At 62.1% G+C, this 15448-nt stretch carries 13 protein-coding genes; 11 read left to right on the forward strand and 2 right to left on the reverse strand.

Translation table 11 applies throughout. The features are described from left to right. Positions 1-5: 5 nt before the first annotated feature. The 9 genes from BLU35_RS12565 to BLU35_RS12605 all read left to right on the forward strand — a co-directional run bounded on the left by BLU35_RS12565 (position 6) and on the right by BLU35_RS12605 (position 10745). On the forward strand, positions 6-1310 hold the full coding sequence (locus BLU35_RS12565; RefSeq protein WP_093233298.1) for an HlyD family type I secretion periplasmic adaptor subunit: 1305 nt from the start codon (positions 6-8) through the stop codon (positions 1308-1310). 318 nt (positions 1311-1628) lie between these two features. Further along, positions 1629-3191, forward strand: coding sequence for an ABC transporter substrate-binding protein (locus BLU35_RS12570; protein WP_093233241.1), 1563 nt, complete (start codon positions 1629-1631; stop codon positions 3189-3191). Positions 3192-3249: 58 nt separating this feature from the next. After that, complete coding sequence (locus BLU35_RS12575; protein ID WP_057249543.1) at positions 3250-4221, forward strand: ABC transporter permease; 972 nt, start codon at positions 3250-3252, stop codon at positions 4219-4221. A 10-nt stretch (positions 4222-4231) separates the two neighbouring features. Beyond that, positions 4232-5182, forward strand: a complete 951-nt coding sequence (locus tag BLU35_RS12580; RefSeq protein WP_093233242.1) for an ABC transporter permease — start codon at positions 4232-4234, stop codon at positions 5180-5182. A 3-nt stretch (positions 5183-5185) separates the two neighbouring features. Continuing rightward, positions 5186-6379, forward strand: coding sequence for an amidohydrolase family protein (locus BLU35_RS12585; protein ID WP_093233299.1), 1194 nt, complete (start codon positions 5186-5188; stop codon positions 6377-6379). Beyond that, complete coding sequence (locus tag BLU35_RS12590; protein ID WP_093233243.1) at positions 6376-7860, forward strand: amidohydrolase family protein; 1485 nt, start codon at positions 6376-6378, stop codon at positions 7858-7860. The genes BLU35_RS12585 and BLU35_RS12590 overlap by 4 nt, the downstream gene beginning before the upstream one ends. Next, positions 7857-8843 carry an ABC transporter ATP-binding protein gene (locus tag BLU35_RS12595; protein WP_058320910.1) on the forward strand — a complete coding sequence of 329 codons (987 nt, stop codon included), beginning with the start codon at positions 7857-7859 and terminating at the stop codon, positions 8841-8843. Before BLU35_RS12590 ends, BLU35_RS12595 begins: the two co-directional genes overlap by 4 nt. After that, complete coding sequence (locus BLU35_RS12600) at positions 8840-9820, forward strand: ABC transporter ATP-binding protein (protein ID WP_286161511.1); 981 nt, start codon at positions 8840-8842, stop codon at positions 9818-9820. Before BLU35_RS12595 ends, BLU35_RS12600 begins: the two co-directional genes overlap by 4 nt. A 274-nt stretch (positions 9821-10094) precedes the next feature. Then, the gene (locus BLU35_RS12605; RefSeq protein ID WP_093233245.1) at positions 10095-10745 is read left to right on the forward strand and encodes a YceH family protein; all 651 of its coding nucleotides are present in this window, start codon (positions 10095-10097) and stop codon (positions 10743-10745) included. 74 nt (positions 10746-10819) lie between these two features. Here BLU35_RS12605 and BLU35_RS12610 read toward each other — a convergent pair whose 3' ends face one another. Then, complete coding sequence (locus BLU35_RS12610; RefSeq protein ID WP_093233246.1) at positions 10820-11554, reverse strand: aspartate/glutamate racemase family protein; 735 nt, start codon at positions 11552-11554, stop codon at positions 10820-10822. 302 nt (positions 11555-11856) lie between these two features. On the opposite strand from BLU35_RS12610, the gene BLU35_RS12615 reads away from it, so the two are divergent. Both BLU35_RS12615 and BLU35_RS12620 read left to right on the forward strand, forming a co-directional pair. After that, on the forward strand, positions 11857-12543 hold the full coding sequence (locus tag BLU35_RS12615) for a GntR family transcriptional regulator (RefSeq protein WP_093233247.1): 687 nt from the start codon (positions 11857-11859) through the stop codon (positions 12541-12543). Positions 12544-12610: 67 nt separating this feature from the next. Further along, positions 12611-13438 (forward strand): bifunctional allantoicase/(S)-ureidoglycine aminohydrolase, encoded by an 828-nt coding sequence (locus BLU35_RS12620; protein WP_093233248.1) that lies wholly within the window; start codon positions 12611-12613, stop codon positions 13436-13438. Positions 13439-13538: 100 nt separating this feature from the next. Here the strand turns inward: BLU35_RS12620 and BLU35_RS12625 are convergent, their stop codons facing one another. After that, entirely contained in the window at positions 13539-15347 is a 1809-nt protein-coding gene (locus BLU35_RS12625; RefSeq protein WP_093233249.1) for an ABC transporter ATP-binding protein/permease, read from the reverse strand. Positions 15348-15448 lie beyond the last annotated feature (101 nt).

The following is a 15448-nucleotide window of genomic DNA, read 5'->3' on the forward strand; positions in this document are numbered from 1 at the left end:
TGGACATGGACGATTGGCAGACACTGCGGCGCTCGATCCGCACGCATTTGATCGTCGGGGCGCTCGGCTTTGCCACGCTCGTTGGGCTTTTCGGCGGCTGGGCCATCGGAACTGAAATCGTTGGCGCCGTGATTGCGCAGGGTTCGGTTGTTGTCGAAAGCAGCCTGAAGAAGGTACAGCACCCGATGGGCGGCGTCGTCAGCGAGCTCATGGTTCGTGACGGCGATCGGGTCCGAGCCGGCGACGTGGTCATGCGTCTCGATGCGACGATGACGAAAGCCAATCTTGCGATCATCTTGAAGAGCCTCGACCAGTTCTCGGCGCGAAAGGCAAGGCTCGAAGGCGAGCGCGACCGTCGTGAGCGCGTGGCTTTTCCCGAGACCCTGCTTGCACGCGGCAGTGAGCCGGAGATCGCAGCTATGATGCACGCGGAGGAACTGCTCTATCAAAACCGGCGCGACGTGCGCGACAGCAAGAAGCGCCAGCTCGAACGGCGCGTGCAGCAGCTGAACGACGAAATCCGCGGCATGGAGGCGGAGCGCGCGGCAAGCGAGCGGGAGCGGGTGCTGATCAAGGACGAACTCGAGCGCTACGTCTTCCTGCATGACATGGGCCTATTGGAGAAAAGCCGCGTCAGCACGCTGGAACGCCAGGCAACCGACATCGACGGTGAGATTGGCCGCCTCACCGCCGGGATCGCCGGCGTGCATGAAAAGATCGCCGAGACGGCCCTGCAGATCATCCAGGTCGACGAGCAATGGGCGGAAGAGGTCGGCAGTGATCTCCGCGAAATGGATGCCCGTATCGGCGAGTACGTCGAGCGCAAGGTGGCGGCCGAAGACCAGTTGAAACGGGTCGACATCGTGGCGCCCCAGAACGGGATTGTGCATCAGCTCTCGGTCCACACGGTGGGTGGCGTCGTCGCGCCCGGCGAACAGATCATGATGATCGTTCCTGACATCGGTAAGTTGGTGGTGGAGGCCAAGGTCGCGCCGCAGGATATCGACCAGATCTATTCCGGCCAGCGCGCCATCCTGCGCTTTTCCGCCTTCAGCCAGAAGACGACGCCGGAGATCAATGGTGCTGTGGAGCGTGTCTCCGCCGACGTCACCGTCGACCAGCGGACTGGTGCGAGCTATTACGTCGCGCGCGTCGCGATCTCGCCCGAGGAGATCCAAAGGCTCGGCAATGTGTCGCTGATGCCAGGCATGCCGGTCGAGACATTCATTACCACCGGTGCGCGCAGCGTTGCCTCCTATTTCGTCAAGCCGCTGATGGATCAGGTCAACCGCGCGTTCCGCGAGAGCTGACGCGCCCAAGCACCGAGCAATCTGACAAATCGCATTCGCCCGTCGGTGTCGAAAGATATCGGCGGGCGTGCCGTTTCAGGCGTTTCGACGGATTTTATTCGCCTCTTAGTTGCTGTTCGACCACTGTCTTTCAGCCAGTTTGTTCGGGGAACCGATCCCCACTTTTTACACTGTATGCCACTTTAAACATTTATGCATACAAAATTGTCGACAAAATAGTTGACATTGTCGCCAACAGCTTCAAATCTAGGGTGGCTTGCTCACGAGTGGGCGAGAGCGCCGGCACAGGGCGACTGACGAGAAAACAGAGGGAACGACATGAAACTGAGAAAGCATCTCCTCGCGGGGTTGGCATTTACCGTCCTCGCATCCTCGGCATCCGCCGAAACGCTGCGCTGGGGAAGCCCGCGGGATATTTTCTCGCTCGACCCCTATTCCTACGGCAGCACCTCGAACCTGGCCTTCCTCAACCACGTCTATGAGGGCCTGACGCGCTATACGCCGGAGTTCAAGGTCGAGCCGGCGCTGGCTACCAGCTGGGAGATGGTGAAGGACAAGGTCTGGCGCTTCCATCTGCGTAAGGGCGTGAAGTTCCAGAACGGTGCCGATTTCACCGCTGACGACGTCGTTGCCTCCATGGCCCGCGTCAGCCACCCGACCTCGCCGCTGCGTGGCAACATTCCGGCCTATGTCTCGACCACCAAGGTCGACGACTACACGGTCGACATCGAAGTGAATTCGCCGAACCCGCTGTTCCTCAACGACATGACCAACATCTTCATGTTCGACAAGGACTGGCTGGTCGACAACAAGTACGAGCTGCCGACCGACGTCGGCGCCAAGGTCGAAGGCTACGCCACCTACAACACCAACGGTACCGGCCCGTTCAAGGTCGAATCCCGCGTTCCAGACAGCAAGACGGTTCTCATCAAGAACGACGGCTGGTGGGATACGCCCAAGCACAATCTCGACCGCATCGAATTCATGCCGATCACCTCGGCCGCCACCCGCGTCGCAGCGCTGCTTTCGGGAGAAATCGACCTGACAGACGGCGCGCCCGTGCAGGATCTCGAGCGCTTGAAGAGTTCGCCGGACATCAAGCTCGTCGAGCGCACCGACCTGCGCACCGTGCACATGGTCTTCAACCGCCACGACACCTTCGCCGACGGTCGCGAAAACTTCTTCAACAACATCAAGGTACGCCAGGCGATCGACCATGCGATCGACCGCCAGCTCATCTTCAAGCGCGTGATGCGCGGCAAGTCGCATGTCGCCGGCACTATGGTCGCGCCTGAAATCCCCGGCTACAGCGCCGAGCTCGACGTGCCGACCGCTTACGATCCGGAACTCTCCAAGAAGCTGCTCGAAGAAGCGGGCGCCGTCGGCAAGGAGTTCACGTTCGTCTGCATGAACGACGAGAGCGTCAACGAGGAAGACGTCTGCAGCGCCCTGGTTTCGATGCTGTCGCGCGTCGGTCTCAAGCCGACCCTCGACATCGGCCCGCGTGCGGTTCAGGCGCCGAAGCGCGCCGGCGGCAAGTCCGACGCCTACATGATCGGCTGGGCCAACGAGCCAACCCTCGATGCTTATTCGATCCTGGTTCAGGTTCTCTCGACCCGCGAAGGTGCCGCCGGCGTCGCCAACTACGGCGGCTGGTCCTATCCGGAACTCGACGCCATGGTGAAGAAAGCCGCGGTCGAGATGGATCACGACAAGCGTCTGGCGATCGAAACCGACGCGCTGAAGTTCGCCAAGGACGAGGTCATCATGATCCCGCTGCACCAGCAGCCGATGGCCTGGGCGATGTCCAAGAACGTCACGGACGTCACCATTCGCGCCGACAACAAGCCGCGCCACTGGCTGACGCGCATCGGCGATTGAGTTTCCTTGCCCCGGCAGAGTTCGCTCTGCCGGGCTTTCTCATTCAGCGAGAAACCCAATGATTGTCTTTCTCATCAAGCGACTGGCCAATGCCGTGCTGGTCATGCTCGCCGTTGCGCTGCTTGCCTTCCTGATCTTCCGCTTCGCCGGCGATCCGGTTGAATTGATGGCCAACGAGCAGATGTCGCAGGCCGACCGCATCGAGCTGCGCGAAAAGCTCGGGCTCAACGATTCGTTCGTGACCCAGTTCGGACGGTTCGTCGTCAACGCTGCACAGGGCGATTTCGGAATCAGCTACCGCAACGGCCAGGACGTGATGAAGCTCATTGCCGAACGCTTCCCGGCGACGATGGAGCTAGCGCTGGTCGCAACCGTCCTGTCGCTCTTGATCGGTATTCCGCTTGGCGTCATCACCGCGATCCACCGAGGCCGATGGTACTCGGAGGGGCTTCAATTCGTCAGTATCATCGGCGTCTCGTTGCCGAGCTTCGTCGTCGGCATCCTCTTGATCCTCGTCTTTGCCGTAACGCTTGGCCTCGTGCCCGCCTTCGGCCGCGGCGACGTGGTGCAGCTTGGCTGGTGGAGCACCGGTTTGCTGACAGCCTCGGGTCGGGCTTCGCTGCTGTTGCCCTCCCTCGCGCTCGCGCTTTACCAGATCACACTGGTCATGCGTCTCGTCCGCGCCGAGATGATGGAAGTGCTGCGCTCGGACTTCGTCAAATTCGCACGTGCCCGCGGCGTGCCGCGCTGGCGGATCTATTTCCGCCATGCACTCCGCAACTGTCTGATGCCCGTCGTCACCATGACGGCGATGAACTTCGGCTCGCTGATCGCCTTCGCGCTGATTACCGAGACCGTCTTCCAGTGGCCGGGCATGGGCATGCTGTTCATCCAGGCGGTGACCTTCCTCGATATGCCTGTCATGGCGGGGTATCTCTGCATCGTCTCCTTCATCTTCGTCACGCTCAATACGCTCGTCGATATCGCCTATGCGGTCATCGATCCGCGGTTGCGCGACGCCACACGCTGAGGTCGCTGCCATGACAGATCACGTCCAGCAAACCACACCGCCACGCCGGCCCTCGCGGCTTGCCCGCTGGCGCCAGAGCGACCTGTGGTGGTCCTTCATCCACAAGCCGTCGGCGATCATCGGCGCGGTCATCCTCACCTTCCTGATCGTAACCGCCTTTTCCGCGCCGCTGATTGCGCCGCAAAATCCCTTCGATCCGGCCCAGCTTGAGCTCTGGAATTCCGAGCTGCCGCCGATCTGGGAGGCCGACGGCCAATGGCCTTACGTGCTCGGCACCGACACCCAAGGCCGCGACATGCTTTCGGCCATTCTCTATGGCTCGCGCATCTCGATCCTGATCGGCGTCGCCTCGGTCGTCCTTTCATTGGCCGTGGGTTTGAGCCTAGGCCTCGTCGCGGGCTACTTCGGGCGCTTCATCGACAATCTGCTGATGCGCATCGGCGACGTGCTCCTGTCGATCCCGACGATCCTGATCGCGATCCTCGTCAGTGCTGTCGCCCGTCAGATGCTACCGCCGGAACTCAGGGACGTCGGTTCTGCTGCCGTGCTGGTACTGGCGATTACGCTCAGCGCCTGGGTGCAATATGCCCGTACCGTCCGTGCCCAGACGATCGTCGAGCGCGGCAAGGAGTATGTCCAGGCCGCGCGCCTTTTGAAAACGCCGGCGCGGCGCATCATGCTGAAGCACATCCTGCCGAACACGCTGACACCGATCCTGGTCGCGGCGACCTTGAACTTCGGCATGGCGATCCTGACGGAGGCGACGCTTTCCTTCCTCGGTATCGGCATGCCGCCGAGCCAGCCGAGCCTTGGAACGCTCATCCGCCTCGGCAACCAGTTCCTGTTTTCGGGCGTATGGTGGGTCGTGCTCTTCCCCGTCGTCCAGCTTTGCCTTCTCGTGGTCTCCGTCAACCTGCTCGGTGACTGGCTGCGCGATGCGCTCAATCCGAAATTGAGGTGAATGATGTCCAATCTCCTGATCCGTAACGTCAGGCCCAACGCCGGCGAAGCGAACGACATCCTCGTGCGCGACGGCAAGATCGCGGCCTTCGGCAAAGGACTTTCCGCTGAAGGCGTAGCAACCGAGGACGGCAACGGCCATATCGTGATCTCTGGTCTCGTCGAAGCCCATACGCATCTCGACAAGTCGGTCTGGGGCATGCCCTGGCATGTCAATGCCAAGTCTGCGACGCTGCGCGAACGCATCGACTTCGAGCGCGAGCAGCGGCTTGAAATCGGCATCGAGCCGCACCGCCAGTCCATGCGCCAGGCAATCATGCTCGCGGCCAACGGCGCAAGCCACATCCGCAGCCACGTCGACATCGACACGACCCATGGCCTCAGGCTGATGGAAGGCATCGTCGAGACCCGCAAGGCGCTTGAAGGCATCATAGACATCGAGATCGTTGCCTTCCCGCAGTCGGGCCTCCTTACCCGTCCGGGCACGGTCGAGCTCCTCGACCAGGCTCTGAGCAAGGGCGCCGAAGTCCTTGGTGGCATTGATCCCTGCGGCATCGACCGGGACCCGAAGGGACACCTTGACGCGATCTTCGGCCTTGCCGACAAACATGCCAAGCCGATCGATATTCACCTGCACGAGCAGGGCGAACTCGGTGCCTTCAGCATGGAGATGATGTTCGAGCGCATCCGCGCGCTCGGCATGCAGGGCAAGGTGGCGATCAGTCACGCCTTCGCGCTCGGAGCACCGGATTACCTGCGCGTCGCCGGCCTGATCGAACAGATTGCCGAGCTCGATATCCGCATCGTCACGACCGGCTCACCGTCTTCGACCGTGCCGTCGATCCTCCGTTTGAAGGACGCCGGCGTTAAGGTCGCGGCCGGCTGCGACGGCATCCGCGACACCTGGGGTCCGTGGGGGCAACCCGACATGATGGATCGCGCCCGCATCCTTGGCATGAAGAATGGCCTGCGCCGTGACGTCGATCTCGAACATGCGCTGCATGTCTGCTCCAAGGGGGGCGCCGAGGTCATGGACATTAGGGGATACGGCCTGGATGTCGGCTGCGACGCCGATTTCACCCTGCTCACCGGCGAGACGCTGGCCCATGCCGTCGTCGACGTTGCGCCGCGGCCGCTGGTCGTCAAGCGCGGACGTGTCGTCGCTCGAAACGGCATTGCGGAGGTAGCAATCCCATGAACACCATCAAGGATCTGACACTTGGCCAACGTCCCGAGGGACGCACGCTTTTGACGGCGCAATGGGTGCTCGGTCACCGGGACGGTTCGCACCGGCTGATCCCGAACGGTGAGGTCGTCATCGAAGGCGGCACGCTGCTCTATGTCGGGCCACGCTTCGAAGGCGAGGTAGCCCGGCGGGTCGATCTCGGGGCGGCGATGATCAGCCCCGGCCTGATCGACCTCGATGCGCTCTCGGATCTCGACACGACGATCCTTTCGATCGACCATCAGCCCGGTTGGGCCAAGGGTCGCGTCTGGCCGCGCTCCTATATCGAGCGCGGGCCCTATGAGATGTACACGCAGGAGGAACTGGCGTTCCAGAAGCGCTTTGCCTTCGCCCAGCTTCTCCTGAACGGCATCACCACGGCAGCCCCGATCGCCTCGCTTTTCTACCGCGAGTGGGGCGAGACCGTCGCGGAGTTCGCCGCCGCTTCCGACGCGGCCGGCGATCTGGGTCTGCGCGTCTATCTGAGCCCGGCCTATCGCGCCGGCGGCATGATGGTGACGGCGCCTGGCCAGCTAGAAGCGATCTTCGACGAAGCAAGGGGCCTGAGGGGCCTCGAGGATGCCATCGGCTTCATCCGTGAGCATGAAGGGCGCCACGGTGGCCTGGTCAAGGGTTTGCTGGCTCCGGACCGGGTGGAAACCTGCACCGAGAAGCTTCTGATCCGCACTGCCGACGCGGCGCGCGACCTTGATTGTCCGATCCGCCTGCATGCCGCACAGGGCACCATGGAAGTCGATACCGTTCGCCGCTTGCACGACAAGACGGCGCCGGAGTGGTTGGCAAGCTTCGGCTTCCTCAGCGACCGGCTGATTGCGCCGCATGCTACTCAGGCGACCGATAACGATCTGCGTCTTTATGCCGAAAACGGCGTCAGCATCGTCCATTGCCCGCTGGTTTCGGCTCGCGGCGGCAGCACGCTGAACTCGTTCCGCTCCGTCAAGGCCCGCGGCGTCAACATCGCCATGGGCACCGACACGACACCGCCGGACATGCTGATGAACCTTCTGGTCGGCCTGATCACCTGCCGCGTGGTCGAAAACGATCCGGGCGCCGTCAGCTGTGCCGATCTCTTCGACGCCGCGACACTTGGCGGCGCCAAGTCCCTCGGCCGGTCGGATCTCGGCCGCCTGGAAGCGGGTGCTCGCGCCGACATCGCCGTCTTCGATCTCATGGACCACCACATGGCACCGGCGGTCGATCCGATCACCACGCTGGTGGTCGGCGGTTCGGGACGCGTCACCAAGGCGGTCTTCGTCGATGGCCGTCTGTCGATGCGTGACGGCGAAGTGGCAGGCTTCGATATGAACGAGGCGCGCGAAAAGGCGCAGGCGCAGTTCGATGGTCTGATCGCCAAATATCCCGAAAGAAGCTTCGGTCACCCGCCGGTCAGCGAGATCTTCCCGCCGAGCTACCCTCTGGAGGTCCCGCGATGACGGAAACTGCTTCATCGGCCGTGCTTGACGTTCGCGGCCTCTGTGTCGAATTCCCCGGCCGCCATGGCACGGTTTCGGCACTGTCAGACGTTTCGCTCAGCATTCGCCCGGGCGAGATCCTCGGCGTCGTCGGCGAATCCGGCGCCGGCAAGTCGATGACCGGCCTTGCGGTCCAGGGACTGCTGGAGCCGCCCGGCCGTATCTCCGGCGGAGAGGTCTGGCTCGCCGGCCGCCGCATCGACCAGCTCGGCGACAAGGAGATGCAGAACGTGCGTGGCCGCCAGATCGGCGCGATCTTCCAGGATCCACTGACCTCGCTCAACCCGCTCTTCACCATTGGCGCGCAGCTCGTCGAAACAATCCGCCTCCACCTGAAGCTCTCCAAGGCCGACGCCAAGGCGCGCGCCATCCAGCTTCTGAAGGAGGTCGGCATTCCGGCGCCTGAAGCGCGCTATGATCATTACCCGCATCAGTTCTCGGGCGGCATGCGCCAGCGCGTCGTCATTGCGCTCGCGCTCGCCGCCGAGCCGAAGCTGATCATTGCAGACGAGCCAACGACGGCACTCGACGTCTCGATCCAGGCGCAGATCACCTCGCTGCTCCGCCGGCTTTGCGACGATCATGGAACCGCGGTCATGCTGGTCACCCACGACATGGGCGTCATCGCAGAGACCGCCGACCGTGTCGCGGTCATGTATGCCGGACGGCTGGTTGAGATCGGTCCGGTCGGCGACGTGCTGAAGAATGCGCGTCATCCCTATACCCGCGGTCTGATGGGCTCGATCCCGGCACTCGGCCGTCGCGTCGAGCGCCTGAACCAGATCGACGGTTCGATGCCGCGGCTGAACGCAATCCCGACCGGCTGCGCCTTCAATCCGCGTTGCCCGGAGGCGGGGCCGCGCTGCCGCAAGGATCGTCCCGAGCCGGCCCCGGTCGGCTCCGGCGTCGCCGCATGCTGGCTCAATGCAGGAGGAGTTCTATGAGTGATGCCCTGACGGTCAACGACCTGACCTGCAATTTCGATGTTTCCGCGCCCTGGCTCAACCGGGTGATCGAGCGCAAGCCGCAGCAGTTCGTGCGGGCGGTGGACGACATCAGTTTCAGCGTGCCGATGGGCGGCTGTCTGAGCCTCGTCGGTGAATCCGGCTGCGGCAAGTCGACGGTCGCGCGGCTTGTCACCGGTCTCTACCGGGCGAGCCAAGGCGAGGTACGGTTTGCGCCCGGCAAGAACGGGCAACCGCTTGCGGCGCAGATGATCTTCCAGGATCCCTATGCCAGCCTCAACCCGCGCTGGCGCGTGCGCAACATCATCGCCGAGCCGCTACGCGAGCTGAAGCTTCGCAATTCGGAAGCGGAGATCATGGAGCGTGTCGGCGAACTGCTGACGATCGTCGGCCTCGCGCCTTCGGACGGAACCAAGTTTCCGCACGAATTCTCCGGTGGGCAGCGCCAGCGCATATCGATTGCGCGGGCGCTTGCCGGCGAGCCGGAGTTCCTCGTTTGCGATGAGCCGACCTCTGCACTCGACGTGTCGGTCCAGGCCCAGATCCTGAACCTCATGCGCAAGCTGCAGGACGAGATGGGGCTGACCTATCTCTTCATCAGCCACGACATGAGCGTGGTGCGCCACATGTCGGACCGTATCGCGGTGATGTATCTCGGGCGCATCGTCGAAGAGGCGGACACGGAGACGCTCTTTGCCAATCCACGGCATCCCTACACGCAACTGCTGCTGGAGACGATCCCGGACATCACACATCCGAAGCGTGGACGAAGCATCGCTGCCAGCGAGGTGCCGAGCCCGCTCAATCCGCCGTCCGGCTGCACGTTCCATCCACGCTGCCCCTTTGCGGACCAGCGCTGCAAGAGTGAGCGGCCGGAAATGCGCAATTTCGCCGACGGTTCGCGTGCCGCCTGCCACCGCATCGAAGAGACGGCGAAGGCGACCCACGCGGCCTGACACATCTAGTTCCCTGAAGCCTTGGGCTCCGTGTCGTGCCAGTCGCGGAGCCTCTTTTTTTGGGCCGATGTTCAGGCAAACCGTATTGCGAACGAACGCGTTTCGCATCCCTGTCGTCAGGCGAATGCTACGGTGCTAACCGGAATTCAACGAAATAGACCGATGACCATTTCCGGGCTTCGACACTCACGTTAGGGTAGGGGCCGAAAGCCGGGCAGTACTCCGTTTTGGGGGCTCGGTTGGGACCGAATGCGTTGATTTGAAGAGTTGGCTTATGAACACGACCTCCGACACCGATTTCCCCGTCCTTAATGCCGTTGAAGCCCGCATTCTCGGCTGCCTGATCGAAAAGAAGGAAACGACGCCCGACGTCTACCCGCTGACGCTCAATTCGGCACATGCGGCCGCCAACCAGAAGACGGCCCGCGATCCCGTCATGGCGATCGAACAGGTGGATGTCCACCGCGCGCTCTCGTCGCTGGCGCAGAAGGGGTTGGTCCGCCAGGCGTTTGCGTCCAGGGTCGAGCGCTACGAGCATCTGGTAGCCAACCGCTTCTCGCTGACCTCGCCGCAGATCGTCATGCTGGGTCTTCTGCTTCTTCGCGGTCCGCAGACCGCTTACGAGCTCTGGGCACGCAGCGAGCGCATGGCGCGGTTCTCCTCGATCGAGGAGCTGAAGGACAATCTCGATCTGATGATGGGCCGCCGGCCGCCACTGATCGTTCAATTGAACCGAGGCGCCGGCCAGCGCGAAGACCGCTTCGCGCATCTGCTGTGCGGTGAAGTCGAGCAGCCGGCTGCTGAGAGGGTGGCGATGTCTTCGGCTCCGAGTGGCTCGGCGCTATCCGCCCTCGAGGAACGACTGGAAGCGCTCGAGCAGAAGGTGGCGACGCTGCAGGAGCAGCTTGACGCCTTGATGCGCTGATCTAGCCAATCGGCACCAGCGCGAGAGCTACCGGACGGGGTGCCGCCTTCCGGTGGTCCGTTAAGGCTCGAAATTTAGCCGGCGACGTCAGCCAGCCTGCAGGCCGGGTTTTCCTTGGCACGGGGATAGTCATAGGCGCCGACCTTTGAGGTGGCGTAGCCGCCGCCGACCAGGGCTTCGGCGAGCTTCACCGCAGCGGTCACGCCGTCGATGACAGGCATGCCGGTGCGCGCCTTCAGGCGGTCGCAGAGCTCTGACATGCCAGCGCAGCCGAGAATGATTGCTTCAGCACCATCTTCCTGCCGCGCCTTGAGGATCTCCTGCACCAGCATCTCCTCGGTATGGGCGAGGTCCTCTTCCAGCGCCAGCACCGGCATGTCCACCGAACGGACCTTGCGGCAGCAATGCCCGGCACCATAGGCGTCAGCCAGATCCTCGATGATTGGCACGGAACGGGGAAGGGTGGTGATGATCGTAAAGCGGGTCGCGATGTTCATCGCCACTTGCACGGCCGCCTGACAGATGCCGATGACGGGACCACGGGCGATCTCACGCGCAGCACCAAGGCCCGGGTCATCGAAGCAGGCGATGACATAGGCGTCGATGCCGCGCATCTCACCCTTACGAACCTCTGCGAGCATCGCCGGTACGGCCATGGCTTCGTCGGCATGCCCTTCAATGCTGGCCGGGCTTGACGTAGGGTTAATGGACTCCAGTAAGGTATGAGGTGCTGCGACGCGCTCCGCACTGCGATGCGCCTGTTCGGTCATGGAGCGAGTGGAATTCGGGTTGATGAGCAGGAGACGCATGGATCAGCTCGTTTTCCGGAGGACGGTTGCGAGGCAGGCGTCGGCCGTGATGTCCAGAGTGCGCATCACGCCCCTCTCCTGGTCCGGCAGTTCAGTGAAATTAAGGTCCATCGGGGCTCTCAAGTGGCACCACGCCCCGGCTTCGGGCCGGTTGCGCGGTCGTGTTTAAGCAGTTGCCATTGCACATCAAGTTGCGGTACACAATATTGTCTACAATTTTGTAGTCAATATCTAACTGCAGCTGATGGAATTGACTTTGAGCGCCGCACGGCGAGAGTAAGCGAACGGCTAAGGGAGATTTCATGTACAACGCGGACGAAGCCGCCGGTGCTCCGACGGCGATCATTTGCGAGAAGATCTGGCTTGCGATTGCAGAGCGGCGGTTACGGCCGGGAACGCGGCTGAAAGAAGAGCAACTTGCCGAGATATTCTCCGTCAGCAGAGCCCGCATCCGACAGGCACTGACCGCGCTGGAGCGCGATGGCCTGGTGACGATCATGCCGAACCGGGGTGCCTTCGTCTCCGAGCCCTCCGTCGATGAGGCGCGCGATGTCTTCGTTGCCCGCCGGGCCATCGAGCAGCGCGTCGTCGAGCGCTTGTGTGAACGCGCCAACCCCAAGGATATCGTCCGGTTGCGAGGCCATATCGAGGAAGAGCGCATCGCCGGCCGATCCGGCAATCTCTCTGATATCGTTCGGCTTTCGGGCGGTTTTCACCTTTTGCTCGCGGAACTCTCGGGCTCGGCCTTTCTCTTCGGCATTCTGCGCGACCTTGTCTCCCGTACATCCTTGATCACCGCGATGTACCGTTCGAACCACCTTCACAATTGCGGGCCGGACGAACATCTGGCCGTAGTCGAACACATCGCAGCGCGCGATGTCGCGAGCGCGATCAAGGGAATGGCCGAACACCTGAACCATGTGGAAGCGGAACTGGATCTGGACGAGGAGAAGGATCAGCCCCGCGATCTTCGCACCGCCTTGCTTTGACGCTCAAACGAACCAATTGCACCGCTGATAAGAGGAGGCGGTGCCTGCCAGCAGACTGAAGGAAGATATGACCAACCGTAGTTACTATGCGCCGCATGGCGGCAACCCGCCGCAAACCCAACTCCTTTCGGATCGCGCGGTCTTCACCGAAGCCTATGCCGTGATTCCAAAGGGGACGATGATGGATATCGTCACCAGCTATCTGCCGTTCTGGGACAAGACCCGGCTGTGGATATTGTCGCGACCGCTCTCCGGTTTTGCTGAAACATTTTCACAATATATCATGGAAATCGCTCCGGGCGGTGGCAGCGACAAGCCCGAACTGGACGAGGGAGCCGAGGGCGCGATCTTCGTCGTCGAAGGCGAACTGACCGTTACGCTCGACGGCAAGGCGCACAAGATGCAGCCGGGCGGCTTCGCCTTCATTCCGCCGGCGAGCAACTGGACCGTTCGCAATGGAAGCGAAGCGCCGGTTCGCTTCCATTGGGTGCGCAAGGCCTATGAGTATGTCGATGGCTTGCCTGTGCCTGAAGCCATCTTCACCAATGAAGCCGAAATCACCCCGTCGCCGATGCCTGGCACCGACGGCAAGTGGGCGACGACGCGCTTCGTCGATCCGGCGGACCTGCGCCACGACATGCACATGACAATCGTCACGTTCGAGCCCGGCGCGATCATTCCCTTCGCCGAGACACACGTCATGGAGCATGGCCTTTACGTGCTCGAAGGCAAGGCGGTCTACCGGCTCAATCAGGATTGGGTCGAGGTCGAGGCCGGCGACTACATGTGGCTTCGCGCCTTCTGCCCGCAGGCCTGCTACGCTGGTGGTCCGGGCAAGTTCCGCTATCTGCTCTACAAGGACGTGAACCGCCATATGAAGCTGCGGGCGCGCTAAGGAAACTTACGCAAGATAAGGTCAAACCGCGCATTCGACGAATGCGCTGTTTTCTATTTTCCTCAATGTGTTACTGGCGCTTGCGAATGGCTCGCTTGCTTCAATCCACCAATTGCGGATCGGCGGGCTGAAGGCTCCTTGGCTGCAGTCGCCGTAGCATATTGCCTGCCGGGTTCTTGTCGAGGTGCAGCACGCGGGTGAAGAAGTCGTTGCCGCGTTCGGTGCGTCCGATATTGACGATGGCGACACCTTTGAGCTCTTCATCCATGAACTTCAGAACGCGCTGGTAGGCGTCGTCCTCAAGCGTGTCGAGCGCCTCGTCTATGATCAGCCACCGCGGCTTGTGTAGGCTGAGCCGGGCAATCGCCAAAAGGCGCTGTTCCGCTTCGCTAAGGTTCATCTGCTTTCGCGCATCCTGGTCAAGGCGGCCGCTGAGGCGACCAAGCCCGACCTTGGAGAGTACCGCTGCAAGTTCACCCTTGCTGTAGCTATCAGTTGGACCGGGGTAGGCGAGAACTTCGCCCAGGGTCCCGGGCGGGAAGTAAGGTGACTTCGGAACGAAGGCGAGGCCATCATCGACCGGCAGTGCAATGCGGCCGTGACCCCAGGGCCAAAGGCCAGCAATCGCCCGGAAGAACGGCGCCTTCTCCACCTCGGGCGCACCGGTGACAAGCACCCGTTCGCCCGGATCGATTGTCACGCTCTGCTCCCGCAGCGTGATGCAGCCCGTCGGCGAGACGATTTCGATATTGTCGAAGCTCATCTGCGACGTTTCCGACGTCTTGAATTCGATACGTTTGTCGCCCTCGTGCCTTTCGTCGGTCATCAGCAATGCGGAACGGAAGGCGGCAACGCGTAGCAGCGTGGCACGCCAGTCGGCGATCGCGCCGATGTTGTCGACGAACCAGCGCAATGACGCATGCACCTGGTTGAAGGCCCCAACCGCCATCATCAGCCCGCCGAAGCTCAGGTCGCCGGCAAAGTAAACCGGCGCCGCAATGACGATCGGGGCAACGACCGTGATCCAGCCATAACCGCCCGTCACCCAGGTCAGGCGTGTCACCGCGCGCAACAGGCCGTAGCTGATCTCGAGCACCGAGGCGAGATCGCGCTGCAAGCGCTTCTTTTCATTGGCCTCGCCTGAAGACAGAGACACCGCCTCGATATGCTCGTTAACGCGCATCAGCGAGAAGCGCAGCGCCGCCTCGCGGGCATAGTGTTCACCGTTCAGCGCCACCAGCGGACGGCCGACCAGCCAGCTTAGCCACGAGGCCGTGCCTGCATAGAGAATGGCGGCCCAGACCATATAGCCGGGAATGGCGAAGGCGTAGCCAGAGACATGAAAGACGAAGCCGTCGGACAGCGACCACAACACGCCGATGAAGCTCACCAGCAAAATACCCGATTGGAAAAGGCCGATTGAAAGCCCGGCTGACAGATCGGTCAGGTGGCGTGCATCCTCATGGATACGTTGATCCGGGTTGATGCCGATTGCGCCGGCGTTCGCCAGACGAAACGCGCGCGAGGGGCGCATCCATTCGGTTATGAGATCGTCCGTCAAGCCCTCGCGCAGCCGCAGCTTGATGACCTGTCCGAGCCAGGTTTGCAGGACGTTGAGGACGAGAAGCACGCCAGCGATCTGGGCGAAGACGACCAACTGATGAAGAAAGGCGGGCAGGTCGCGTCGCTCGAGCGTGTCGTAGAACGGTTTGTACCATCGATTGAGGATGATCTGGCCGAAGGCTGTCACAACGATAACAACGACGATGGTTATGCTGAGCCAAATGATCTTGTTGCGTAGCGGCGAGGCCATGAAAGCCCGATGCATCATCCGCAATTGATCACCGAGGGATTGTTCGTCGCTGGGCTCTATCCGGCCGCTATTCTTGACGTTCGTCCGGTTCGACATCGGTGCGAATCTCTCCTTCCCGGTATCTTTAATTGGAATATAGCGTGCCTTACGCTCTCACCCTAGAGCGGATTGTCTAAGCTCACATGTAACCGCGGTCA

Origin of the sequence: Sinorhizobium sp. NFACC03, assembly GCF_900103435.1 — a bacterium.
In the GTDB taxonomy this organism is placed as follows: domain Bacteria; phylum Pseudomonadota; class Alphaproteobacteria; order Rhizobiales; family Rhizobiaceae; genus Ensifer.

Bases quoted from the DNA above. Each gene is read 5' to 3' on its own strand.
- BLU35_RS12580 (WP_093233242.1), top strand. From the start codon at position 4,232: ATGACAGATCACGTCCAGCAAACCACACCGCCACGCCGGCCCTCGCGG.
- BLU35_RS12600 (WP_286161511.1), top strand. From the start codon at position 8,840: ATGAGTGATGCCCTGACGGTCAACGACCTGACCTGCAATTTCGATGTT.
- BLU35_RS12595 (WP_058320910.1), top strand. From the start codon at position 7,857: ATGACGGAAACTGCTTCATCGGCCGTGCTTGACGTTCGCGGCCTCTGT.
- BLU35_RS12605 (WP_093233245.1), top strand. From the start codon at position 10,095: ATGAACACGACCTCCGACACCGATTTCCCCGTCCTTAATGCCGTTGAA.
- BLU35_RS12570 (WP_093233241.1), top strand. From the start codon at position 1,629: ATGAAACTGAGAAAGCATCTCCTCGCGGGGTTGGCATTTACCGTCCTC.
- BLU35_RS12585 (WP_093233299.1), top strand. From the start codon at position 5,186: ATGTCCAATCTCCTGATCCGTAACGTCAGGCCCAACGCCGGCGAAGCG.
- BLU35_RS12575 (WP_057249543.1), top strand. From the start codon at position 3,250: ATGATTGTCTTTCTCATCAAGCGACTGGCCAATGCCGTGCTGGTCATG.
- BLU35_RS12610 (WP_093233246.1), bottom strand. From the start codon at position 11,554: ATGCGTCTCCTGCTCATCAACCCGAATTCCACTCGCTCCATGACCGAA.
- BLU35_RS12590 (WP_093233243.1), top strand. From the start codon at position 6,376: ATGAACACCATCAAGGATCTGACACTTGGCCAACGTCCCGAGGGACGC.
- BLU35_RS12565 (WP_093233298.1), top strand. From the start codon at position 6: ATGGACGATTGGCAGACACTGCGGCGCTCGATCCGCACGCATTTGATC.
- BLU35_RS12625 (WP_093233249.1), bottom strand. From the start codon at position 15,347: ATGTCGAACCGGACGAACGTCAAGAATAGCGGCCGGATAGAGCCCAGC.
- BLU35_RS12620 (WP_093233248.1), top strand. From the start codon at position 12,611: ATGACCAACCGTAGTTACTATGCGCCGCATGGCGGCAACCCGCCGCAA.
- BLU35_RS12615 (WP_093233247.1), top strand. From the start codon at position 11,857: ATGTACAACGCGGACGAAGCCGCCGGTGCTCCGACGGCGATCATTTGC.